This window comes from Hydrogenophaga sp., assembly GCF_041633695.1.
Lineage (GTDB): Bacteria > Pseudomonadota > Gammaproteobacteria > Burkholderiales > Burkholderiaceae_C > Hydrogenophaga.
In genome coordinates, this window is sequence record NZ_JBFJMY010000134.1 from 1 (window position 1) to 10,370 (window position 10,370).

10 protein-coding genes are annotated in these 10,370 nt (G+C 65.2%); 5 read left to right on the forward strand and 5 right to left on the reverse strand.

What is annotated here, in order from left to right; all coding sequences use genetic code 11:
- Positions 1-83: 83 nt before the first annotated feature.
- Positions 84-1,043, reverse strand: coding sequence for a LysR family transcriptional regulator (locus ABYB95_RS10270; RefSeq protein ID WP_372658398.1), 960 nt, complete (start codon positions 1,041-1,043; stop codon positions 84-86).
- Positions 1,044-1,137: 94 nt separating this feature from the next.
- Here ABYB95_RS10270 and ABYB95_RS10275 point away from each other — a divergent pair, with 94 nt between their 5' ends.
- From ABYB95_RS10275 to ABYB95_RS10285, 3 genes are all read left to right on the forward strand, one after another.
- A complete protein-coding gene (locus ABYB95_RS10275) occupies positions 1,138-2,730 on the forward strand; it encodes a xanthine dehydrogenase small subunit (protein WP_372658399.1) in 1,593 nt (530 codons plus the stop codon).
- Positions 2,727-5,048 (forward strand): xanthine dehydrogenase molybdopterin binding subunit, encoded by a 2,322-nt coding sequence (xdhB, locus tag ABYB95_RS10280; RefSeq protein ID WP_372658400.1) that lies wholly within the window; start codon positions 2,727-2,729, stop codon positions 5,046-5,048. Before ABYB95_RS10275 ends, xdhB begins: the two co-directional genes overlap by 4 nt.
- Positions 5,049-5,339: 291 nt before the next feature.
- Positions 5,340-5,648 (forward strand): high-potential iron-sulfur protein, encoded by a 309-nt coding sequence (locus ABYB95_RS10285; protein WP_372658401.1) that lies wholly within the window; start codon positions 5,340-5,342, stop codon positions 5,646-5,648.
- Between the two features lie 134 nt (positions 5,649-5,782).
- On the opposite strand, the gene ABYB95_RS10290 is transcribed toward ABYB95_RS10285, so the two are convergent.
- Entirely contained in the window at positions 5,783-6,802 is a 1,020-nt protein-coding gene (locus ABYB95_RS10290) for a zinc-binding alcohol dehydrogenase family protein (RefSeq protein ID WP_372658402.1), read from the reverse strand.
- A 203-nt stretch (positions 6,803-7,005) separates the two neighbouring features.
- Here ABYB95_RS10290 and ABYB95_RS10295 point away from each other — a divergent pair, with 203 nt between their 5' ends.
- Complete coding sequence (locus ABYB95_RS10295; protein WP_372658403.1) at positions 7,006-7,926, forward strand: LysR family transcriptional regulator; 921 nt, start codon at positions 7,006-7,008, stop codon at positions 7,924-7,926.
- 126 nt (positions 7,927-8,052) lie between these two features.
- Here ABYB95_RS10295 and ABYB95_RS10300 read toward each other — a convergent pair whose 3' ends face one another.
- The 3 genes from ABYB95_RS10300 to ABYB95_RS10310 are packed head-to-tail and all read right to left on the reverse strand — an operon-like array spanning position 8,053 to position 9,307.
- Positions 8,053-8,463, reverse strand: a complete 411-nt coding sequence (locus ABYB95_RS10300; protein ID WP_372658404.1) for a PaaI family thioesterase — start codon at positions 8,461-8,463, stop codon at positions 8,053-8,055.
- Positions 8,460-8,894, reverse strand: a complete 435-nt coding sequence (locus tag ABYB95_RS10305) for a PaaI family thioesterase (protein ID WP_372658405.1) — start codon at positions 8,892-8,894, stop codon at positions 8,460-8,462. Before ABYB95_RS10305 ends, ABYB95_RS10300 begins: the two co-directional genes overlap by 4 nt.
- Positions 8,891-9,307: a MerR family transcriptional regulator gene (locus ABYB95_RS10310; protein WP_372658406.1), complete on the reverse strand. Its 417-nt coding sequence runs from the start codon at positions 9,305-9,307 to the stop codon at positions 8,891-8,893. The genes ABYB95_RS10305 and ABYB95_RS10310 overlap by 4 nt, the downstream gene beginning before the upstream one ends.
- A 236-nt stretch (positions 9,308-9,543) precedes the next feature.
- Here ABYB95_RS10310 and ABYB95_RS10315 point away from each other — a divergent pair.
- Positions 9,544-10,370: dienelactone hydrolase family protein (locus tag ABYB95_RS10315; protein WP_372658407.1), on the forward strand; the 827-nt coding region annotated here is incomplete at its 3' end.

The window sequence follows — 10,370 nt, forward strand, 5'->3', positions numbered from 1 at the left end:
CGCCGGGGTAGCGCTTGGTGATACCGCTCAATTGCAATCGGGCTGTGGACATGGTTCTCCTCGTCGTGATCGGGCAGGCGGGCTCAGGCCGTGGGCGCCAAAACCTCGGGCTCGGGCCGCTTGAGCGACGCCGCCACGCTTTTGATTTGTTCGCGCAACCAGCGCCCGGCGCTGGACGCGTGGGTGCGTTCGTGCCAGAGCTGGTAGTACATGAGGCGTGGAAACGGCACCGGGCAGCGCAATATTTTCACCGGCAAATCGTTCACAAAACGCTCGCAGTATTGCCGACCGGTGGTGAGCACCAGCAAGCTGGACGCCACCATGGCCGGGATCAGGCCGAAATGCGGACAGCGCGCGGTGATGTTGCGCTCCAGCCCCTGGCTCACCAGGTGGTCGTCGATCACGCCGCGCGCCCCGGGGTGGGTGGGCGTGGGCGCAATGTGCTCCGCCGCCAGCCAGGCCTCCACATCCCAGCCACGGCGCACCGCCGGGTGCTGGCTGGAAACCAGGCACACCACCTCGTCGCCGAACAAGCGGCCCAGGTGCAGGTCGTCGGGCGGCAGCGGCCAGTTGCCAATCACCACTTCGTAGTCGCCCTGGGCCAGGTGGTGCCGGTAGTCCGACTCGGCCGACAGCGGGTGGATGTCGATCGGGCACAGCGGTGCATGGCTTTTGATCTGAGCCACCAATTGGGGCAGGAATTGCGGGTCCAGGTAGTCGCTCGCGGCCAGACTGAAGGTGTGGCGGGCGGTGCTCGGGTCGAAGCTGCGGGCGTCGGAGAACAGCACCTCGGCGCTGCGCAAAATATCGGCGGCGGGGTCGATCATGCGCAAACCCGCCTCGGTGGGCACCATGGTGGCGCCCGAACGCACCAGAAGCGGGTCACCCGCCAGCGCGCGCAGGCGTTTGAGGCAGGCGCTGACCGCCGGCTGGTACATGCCCAGCCGCACCGCCGCACGCGACACGCTGCGCTCGGTGAGCACGGTGTACAGCACGCGGATCAGGTGCAGATCAATTTTGTCGAACATGGACACGTATTTCATACCCAAGTCCTATATGGCTGGATGGCGGTTTTGACATTCTGACCATAACCCCGAGCATATGTTGTGCCAAGTGGGTCGCGCTATGCTGGCGCGCATGACGTCTCCAAACCGCTCGCAAACCCTGACCTTTCTGCGCCGTGGCCAGCCCGTGACGCTGCACCATGTGCCGCCCCAGCGCACCTTGCTGGAAGTCCTGCGCGAAGATCTGGCCCTGACCGCCACCAAAGAAGGCTGCGGCGAGGGCGATTGTGGCGCCTGCACCGTGGTGCTGGGCGAAGCGGTGGACGGGCAACTGCAATACCGGGCCATCAACAGCTGCATACGCTTGGCGCATTCGGTGGACGGTATGGCCGTTTTCACCGCCGAAGACATTGGCAGCACGCCCACCGCCAGCTCGCCGGCCAACGGCCTGCACCCGGCCCAAGAGGCCATGGTGCGCTGCCACGGCAGCCAGTGCGGCTTTTGCACGCCGGGTTTTGTGATGAGCCTGTTTGGCATGTACCAGAACAGCCAGGGTGGACACCACATCAGCCGCGAGCAGGCCCAGGCCGATCTCTCCGGCAATCTCTGCCGCTGCACCGGTTACCGGCCCATTCTGGACGCGGCCCAACAAATGGGCAGCCTGCCCCTGCCTGCCGGCTGCGCGGTAGACGTGGCCGCCACGCTGGCGGCGCTGCAGCGACTGCGCGGACCGAAAAAAAAGGCGCTCGAACCCAAACCCTATCTGCGCCCGACCCGCCTGCACACCTTGCTGCAACTGCGGGCCAGCCACCCCAAAGCCCAGTTGGTGGCGGGTTGTACCGATGTCGGCCTGTGGGTGACCAAGCTGCACCAGCGCTTCGAGCAAGTGCTGGACCTGACCGCCACCCGGGAGCTGCGGCGCGTGGAAACCTACCCACACCACATCGCCATCGGCGCAGCGGTCTCGCTGACCGAGGCCTACGCCGCCCTGGTGCTGGAACGGCCCCAGCTCAAGACCTTCGCACAACGCTTCGCCGGTTTGCCGGTGCGCAATTCGGGCACGCTGGGCGGCAACGTGGCCAACGGCTCGCCCATTGGCGACTCCATGCCCCTGCTGATCGCGCTCGGCGCCAACGTGGTCCTGATGCGCTGGGACCAAAAACGCGGTGCCCCGGCGCACCGTGAGCTGCGGCTGGAGGACCTGTACACCGGCTACCGCAGCAACGTGATGCGGCCCGATGAAATCCTGGCCTGGGTCAAGGTGCCACGCCCGGCCAAGCCCGCAGCCCATGCGCCCACCTTGCCGCCACAGGCCCCGGCAGCGGCTGGGCTTGAGGGCGCTGCCTTCGATTGCATGCGCGTCTACAAGATCAGCAAACGCTTTGACGACGACATTTCGGCCGTCTGCCTGGCGATCCAGATCCGCGTGCAAGACGGACGGGTGGCGCAAGCGTCCATCGGCGTCGGCGGCGTGGCCGCCACACCGGTGCGGGCGCGCCAACTGGAAGCCGCCCTGCTCGGCCAGACCTGGAACGCCGACACGGTGCAACAAGGCATGGCCGCCTTGCGCGCCGAATTCCAGCCCATTTCCGACATGCGCGCCAGCGCCACCTACCGGCGCACCGTGCTGGGCAACCTGCTGCAGCGCTTCTGGCTGGAAAGCCAGGGCGCTGTGGCGATCAACCTGGAAGACATGGGCACGACCACCCTGGAGGCCTTGGCATGAACGCTCCCGACCTGCCCCTGGCCCGCGCCGCCGCCCAAAGCAGCCCGGCGGTCCGGGCCGCCGGACACGCCCATCCCCACGAAAGCGCGCGCGCCCAGGTGGCGGGCACGGCCACCTACATCGACGACATTCCGGAGGTGCGCGGCACCTTGCACGCCGCTCCGGTGTGTTCGCCCGTGGCCCACGGCCGCCTGCGCGGCATGGACACCAGCCGAGCGATCGCACTGGCCGGTGTGCGCGGCGTCTTCACCAGCCAGCACATCCCCGGCGACACCACACTGGCGGCGTTCGCGCACGACGAACCGGTGTTCGCCACCGACACCGTGCAGTTCGTGGGCCAGGTGGTGGCGGTGGTTGTGGCCGACGACGTGATGACCGCGCGCCACGCCGCACGCTTGGTCCAACTGGACATTGAAGCTTTGCCGGCCGTGTTGTCGGTGCACGAGGCGCACGCCCAGAAGCATTACGTATTGCCCCCAGTGCACGTGAAGCGTGGCGACGCCAGCGCCGCGCTGAAACGCGCCACGCACCACCTCGAAGGCCGCTTCGAAGTTGGCGGCCAGGAACATTTTTATCTGGAAGGCCAGGTGGCCTACGTGTTGCCGCTGGAACAAAACCAGTGGTGGGTCTACACCAGCACCCAGCATCCCGGCGAAGTGCAGCACTGGGTCAGCCACGCACTGGGTCTGGCCAACAACGCGGTCACCGTGGAATGCCGCCGCATGGGTGGCGGCTTTGGTGGCAAAGAGACCCAGGCCGGCCATCTGGCCGTGTGGGCCGCCGTGGCCGCCAACCAGCTGCGCTGCCCAGTCAAGCTTCGGCTGGACCGCGACGACGACTTCATGATCACCGGCAAACGCCACCCGTTTGCGTACCACTACCGCGTGGGCTTTGACGACACCGGCCTGCTCTGCGGGCTCGATCTGGAGATGCTGGCGAACTGCGGCTTCAGCGCCGACCTGTCCGGCCCGGTGGCCGACCGCGCCATCTTCCACGCCGACAACGCCTACTACCTGGAAGACGTGGCGATCAGCTCCTACCGCTGCAAGACCCACACCCAGAGCCACACCGCATTTCGCGGCTTCGGTGGCCCGCAAGGTGTGATCGTGATCGAGCGCATTCTGAGCGACATTGCGCGCCGGCTGAACCTCGATCCATTGGCCGTGCGCTTGCGCAACCTCTACGGCATCGAAGAAAGAAATGTCACCCACTACCAGATGCAGGTAGAGGACAACATCCTGGAACCCCTCATGTCGCAGCTGGCGCTCACCAGTGGCTACACCGAGCGGCGCGAGCAAATAGACGCTTGGAACGCGCAAAGCCCGGTGATCAAACGCGGCCTATCGCTCACACCCGTGAAGTTCGGCATCAGCTTCACCGCCACCTTGTTCAACCAGGCCGGTGCGCTGGTGCATGTGTACACCGACGGCAGTGTGCAGGTGAACCATGGCGGCACAGAAATGGGCCAGGGCCTCAACACCAAGGTGGCGCAGATCGTGGCCGACGAACTCGGGGTGCCGTTCGCCCAGGTGCTGGCCACCGCCGCCGACACCAGCAAGGTGCCCAACGCCAGCGCCACCGCCGCCAGCAGCGGCACCGACCTGAATGGCCGCGCAGCCCAGTACGCGGCGCGCAACGTGCGCGACAACCTGGCCGCTTTTGTCGCCGGGCTGGACGGTTGCGGTGCGGGTGCGGTGCGCTTTGAAGACGGCACCGTCATCACGCCCCAAAGCCGCCGCCGCTTTGAAGAAGTGGTGGGTGCCGCCTACGCCAACCGCATCCAGCTCTGGAGCGACGGCTTTTACCGCACGCCCAAAATCCACTACGACAAGACCACCCTCACCGGTCGGCCCTTCTACTACTTCGCCTACGGCGCCGCTTGCACCGAAGTCGCCATCGACACCCTCACCGGCGAGAGCCGCGTGCTGAAGGTGGACATCCTGCACGACGTGGGCCACAGCATCAACCCGGCGATCGATATCGGCCAGATCGAAGGCGGCTTCGTGCAAGGCATGGGCTGGCTGACCACCGAACAACTGGTGTGGAAAGCCGACGGCACCCTCGCCACCCACGCGCCCAGCACCTACAAGATTCCCACCTCCGGCGACATACCCGAACACTTCCGGGTCGATTTCTGGCACGAACCCAACCGCGAAGACAACGTGCACGGCAGCAAGGCCGTGGGCGAACCCCCCTTCATGCTGGCCATCAGCGTGTTTGAAGCGCTGCGCGACGCGGTGGCCCAGGCGGGCGGCAAGCCCGAAGCGATGAACGCTCCGGCCACGGCCGAAGAGGTGCTGAAGGCCTGCCTGAAGTGAAATCGCAAGCCGTAAAGGCGGCGGCTTTTGAAGCGCTTGCGGCGGCGATTTGCCTGATTGCCTGCCCAAGACATGATATTGATCAAGGTTCAACCTTCGGATTGCACTTCTAATCGGGAAACGTTGCCGTGGCGGAGGGAATTTCGACCTTCGCTGTTGGTGGCGACCTGCTCAACGCAGGCCAAGCGCAACCCGTCCCCCTCCGCCCGCCCCATTTCTAGCAAGCCGAGCGGCAGGTCCTCGGTAGCGCTGGTTTCCTTCCCACGGCCTGCCCACTTCTCAGAACTCACAATGATCAACACCCGACGCACTTTCATGATGACCGTGGCCGCAGGCGGCGCAGCCCTCGCTCTGGCCTCCCGCGCGCAAGCCGCCGACATGCTCGACGAGAAATCGCCACAAGCCAGCGCCCTGGGCTACGTGGCCGATTCATCCAAGGCCGATGGCAAAAAATATCCCAGGCATGCCGCCGACCAGACTTGCCACAACTGCGCCCTCTTCCAGGGCAAGGCGGCGGATGCCGCAGGCGGTTGCCCCCTGTTTGCCGGCAAGCAAGTATCTGGCAAGGGTTGGTGCAGTGCCTGGGCCAAGAAGGCCTGATCTCGGGTCTGGGAACGGCCCGTTCTGAGGTTCCGTGAATCCCACGAAAAGACAAAGAGCCGCCGGGGTCTATCAAAACCCCAGGCGGCTTTTTTAATCAAGGCGCGCACCCGCCGCCATTCACCGACCAGCCATCAAAACCCTTCGAGCACGATCTTGCCGCGTGCACGGCCGCTTTCCAGCAGAGCGTGGGCGCGCTTCAAATTGGCCGCGTTGATGGCGCCCAAGTGTTCGCCCAGCGTGGTCTTCAACTGGCCCGCGTCGATCAGGCCAGCCACTTGGCTCAGCAGCTTGTGCTGCTCGATCATGTCGGGTGTCTGGAACAGCGAACGGGTGAACATCATCTCCCAGTGGAGCGACAAGGCCTTGCGCTTGAGCGCACCAATGTCGATGCTGCCTTTGGCTGGATCGTCGATCAAGCCAAACTTGCCCTGGGGCGCGATCAGCTCGACGATCTGGGCGAAGTGTTGCTCGGTGTTCGTGAGGCCCACCACGTAGTCGGGCGCGGCCAGGCCCGCGCTTTTCACTTCTTCGGCCAACGGTTTGCTGTGGTCCAGCACATGGTGGGCGCCCAGGTCTTTCACCCATTGCACCGTCTCAGGGCGCGAAGCGGTACCGATCACGGTCAAGCTGGTGAGCTTTCGTGCCAGTTGCGTCAGCACCGAACCCACGCCACCGGCTGCACCGATGATCAGAATCGCTTGGCCTTTGGACGCCTCACCCTGCGCCACGCCCAGGCGGTCGAACAGCATTTCCCACGCGGTGATGGTGGTGAGCGGCATGGCGGCGGCTTCGGCATCGCTCAGCGATTGTGGTGCCAGCGCGGCAATGCGCTCGTCCACCAGGTGCTGTTCGGCGTTAGCGCCCGCCCGGTTGATAGCGCCGGCGTACCAGACCCGGTCGCCCACTTTGAACAGGCTCACCTCGTTGCCCACGGCGCGCACTGTGCCCACGGCGTCCCAACCCAGCACTTTCCACCCACCCGCTTCGGCGTTCGTTCCGGCCCGTACCTTGAAGTCCACTGGGTTGACTGCGATGGCGCGCACGTCCACCAACAGGTCGCGTGGGCCGGGCTGTGGCGCGGGCAAGTCAACGTCCTGCAGAGACAGTGGCTCGGAAATGGGCAAAGCGGTTTGGTAGGCAATGGCTTTCATGGGAACTCCGGTTGGAAATGGGATGGGGGTGACAAAGGGAAATCGGGAAACAACACAATTGGAAGAAAATGATCCCGCCATTGATTTCCCCGAAAAAAGTGGACGACGGGGATACATACCAATGGCGACAGGGGAAGTATGGTGAGAATGTCAGCAGCCATCGAGCCCCGTTCCATCGAATCACTTTCAACAAAACCCGAACGATGACCCGCCTCACCGACCTCGAACTGTTCGTGCGCACCGCCGATCTGGGCAGCCTCACGGCAGCGGCCAAGGCCATGGACTGGTCACCCGCCGCCGCCAGCGCCGCCGTGAAGCGCCTCGAAGCCACCTGGGGCGTGGCGGTGTTTGTGCGCAGCACACGCAGCCTGCGCCTGTCCACCGAAGGCGAGCGCATGCTGCCCCATGTGCGTGCAGCACTCAGCGCCATGACCGAGGCGCAGGCCGTGGTGTCCAAAACCCGCAGCGCCCTGCGCGGCGAGTTGCAGCTGTCCATGCCGTCCGATCTTGGGCGCAACATCTTGCTGCCGTGGCTGGAAACCTTTCTGCAGCGCCACCCCGACCTCTCCCTGCGCCTGCATTTTTCCGACCGCACCGCCGATCTCATGCGGGTACCGCTCGACATGGCGATCCGCTACGGCACGCTGCGGGGTTCGGCACAGGTCGCGCTGCCGCTGCTGCTGAACAACCCACGGCTGCTGGTGGCCTCGCCCCAATACATCGCACGCCACGGCACGCCCGCCACCGTCGCCGAACTGGCGCAACACGAAGCCCTGAGCTTCATGGTGGGCGACGAAGTGCCCAAGACCTGGCGCCTGTGCGTGCAAGGGCAGTGGGTGGATGCGCCGGTGCAAGGCCGCCGCAACGCCAACGACAGCGAAGTCGTGAGCCGTTGGGCGGTGGATGGCCTGGGACTGGCTTACCGCTCCCAGATCGACATGGCCGCCCACATCGCCGCTGGGCGGCTGGTGCACATCAACCCGCACTGGCAAGGCGAACCCGGCGATCTGCATCTCGTCGTGCCCGGCCGCAAACAGGTCACCGCCGCGGTGCGCGCGCTGCGCGACCACCTCGTGCCCTTGCTGGCGCAGCTCGCGGCGGGTTCTGCCCAGCACAAGCGCTGAACACAGCGCCACGCGTGCTGGGCCGTTGACGAAGGGCGCACCGCCGACCCGCCGCTCAAATGCCCGGTGGTCTGCCGGTGACCGCGCTACGTTGACGGGTTTCTGCATCCATGCGTCTGATCCGCCTCAAAGCATCCGGAATGTCGCGCTGCCGCGGGCGATCAGGCGCTCGCCGCAGACCACTCTGCAATCGGTATACGCCAGTGTTCGACCGACCTTCAACACGGTCGGGCAGAACGCCACGCAATCACCGATGCGCGCGACGTCAATGAAATCCAGGGTCAGCGAGACCGTCACCGCACTGGCTTTCTCCGCACCCGGCTGCTGGCGTGCCCGCCGCACGGCGGACATGCCCATGGCGTTGTCGGCAAGCGACGAAATCAGGCCGCCATGCGCGAAGCCCCGGGCATTGCAATGCGCTTCCCGTATCTCCAGCGCGAGCTGCACGGCATCGGCCGTCTCGCGCGCAAACAAGGGCTCCCAGGGGTCGGTGAGCGGACTGCGGCGTGTGTGCCGCTCGTAACCTTGGGGCATCATGGCGCCGCCGTGTCGATGTTGCGTGCCGTTCCCAGCAAGGTGGCGCAAAGCGTCTCGGTGCCGTTGCACACGGCGAACACGTCCGAGGCGCACACCGTGAGCCAGTGCGACGCCTTCACGACGCGGCCACGCGCCACCAGGTGGCTGCCACGGGCGGGCGCCACGATCTTCAGCGACGCGTCCACGGTGGCGTTGATGAAGCCTGGCCGCAACAGCGTCCCCGCAGCCGCCACCGCAGCAAAGTCTGCGGCAGCGAAGATGGCCGTGGCCTGCAACTGGCCGGGCCGAAAACACCACGCCTCCTGCAGCGGCATTTCCAGCTCCACACAACCCGCGTCGATGCGGCGAAATACCAGCTTCAAGGTTTGCGCCATCGGCATGGCAAGCACCGCACGGCGCACCTGCTCAGGCATCGTGTCGGTCGGCTTCATCGCGTGGCCTTTCTCTTGGCGCCCCAGGGCGACCTTGTTTTACCCTGCTCGCGTTTTGCAAACGCACGTTGGCGCTTTTCAAGCCAGGCAATGTGCGACACCAGCTTCTTGCGCATGGCGCGCTGAGCGGCAATTTCCAGATCGATTTCGGCGATTCGACCGCGCAGGATTTCAAACATGTCGTCGAAGGTGAGCGTCCCGGCCCGGTAGCGTGGCAGCGCCTCGCCAATGCCCTTGAGCGAGAAGCCGAGCTCGCGGCTCATGGCGATAAAAACCACCTCGCGCACGGCACCCGGGCCAAACATGCGGTAACCCGATGCGGTGCGTTCGGCCTGGAGCAGCCCCAGTTCTTCGTAGTGCCGAAGCCGGTACACCGACACCCCGGTTTGCAAAGCGAGTTCTGAGATCTTCATAGGAATCAGCTTAGCAAGCCTGGCATGGTCCGAAGCTTGTGCGCGGCGCTAAAAATTTGAAAGGACATTGCTCGGCGTTGAAGCCGGCACCTCAAGCGGGCGAAATGCGTCGACATACGTCGGCACCAGGCCAGGAAGTGCGGGCATACACATCGAAAACCCCACCACCGTGTCGTGAATACCCCATGGCCACACGATGCACATACGATGGTGGCCATTCACCAATGGAGCCACCCATGACCCGTCTCACCGCCGCCGATTTTGATCAAGAGTTGTTGATCCTGTTTGACGCCTACGTGCACGGCGACCTGGACCGCCGGGGTTTTCTGGACCGCGCCGGCAAGTTCGCAGTGGGCGGCATGACGGCGGTGGGTTTGCTCGCGGCATTGAGCCCCGACTTTGCGGCCGCCCAGGTGGTGCCCAAAGACGACGCCCGCTTGAAGACCGAGGTGGTGGACGTGCCCTCCCCTTTGGGCTACGGCTCGCTCAAGGCTTATGTGGCCAAACCCGCGAACGCCACCGGCAAGCTGCCCAGCGTATTGGTGATCCACGAAAACCGGGGGCTGAATCCGCACATCGAAGACATCACCCGGCGCATCGCGCTCGACGGCTACCTGGCCTTTGCGCCCGATGCGCTGGCGCCGCTGGGCGGCTACCCTGGTGACGAAGACAAGGCCCGCGCCTTGTTTGCCACGCTGGACCAGAGCAAGACGCGGCAAGACATGCTGGCGTCGGCCCAGGCGCTGATGGCCCGGCCTGACAGCACCGGCCGCGTGGGCGTGGTGGGCTTTTGTTATGGCGGCGGTGTGGCCCACACACTGGCGACCCAAATGCCCGAACTGCGGGCAGCGGTTCCGTACTACGGCAACCATCCGGCAGCGGAAGATGCGGCCCAAGTCAAGGCGCCGCTGCTGATCCACTTCGCCGGGACCGACGACCGCATCAACAACGCTTGGCCGGCCTACGAAGCCGCCCTCAAGAGCGCCGGTGCGCGGTACACGGCCCACCAGTACGCGGGCACACAACACGGTTTCAACAACGACACCACGCCGCGTTTTGATGC

Bases quoted from the DNA above. Each gene is read 5' to 3' on its own strand.
- ABYB95_RS10300 (WP_372658404.1), bottom strand. From the start codon at position 8,463: ATGATGCCCCAAGGTTACGAGCGGCACACACGCCGCAGTCCGCTCACC.
- ABYB95_RS10275 (WP_372658399.1), top strand. From the start codon at position 1,138: ATGACGTCTCCAAACCGCTCGCAAACCCTGACCTTTCTGCGCCGTGGC.
- ABYB95_RS10310 (WP_372658406.1), bottom strand. From the start codon at position 9,307: ATGAAGATCTCAGAACTCGCTTTGCAAACCGGGGTGTCGGTGTACCGG.
- ABYB95_RS10295 (WP_372658403.1), top strand. From the start codon at position 7,006: ATGACCCGCCTCACCGACCTCGAACTGTTCGTGCGCACCGCCGATCTG.
- ABYB95_RS10305 (WP_372658405.1), bottom strand. From the start codon at position 8,894: ATGAAGCCGACCGACACGATGCCTGAGCAGGTGCGCCGTGCGGTGCTT.
- ABYB95_RS10290 (WP_372658402.1), bottom strand. From the start codon at position 6,802: ATGAAAGCCATTGCCTACCAAACCGCTTTGCCCATTTCCGAGCCACTG.
- xdhB (WP_372658400.1), top strand. From the start codon at position 2,727: ATGAACGCTCCCGACCTGCCCCTGGCCCGCGCCGCCGCCCAAAGCAGC.
- ABYB95_RS10285 (WP_372658401.1), top strand. From the start codon at position 5,340: ATGATCAACACCCGACGCACTTTCATGATGACCGTGGCCGCAGGCGGC.
- ABYB95_RS10270 (WP_372658398.1), bottom strand. From the start codon at position 1,043: ATGAAATACGTGTCCATGTTCGACAAAATTGATCTGCACCTGATCCGC.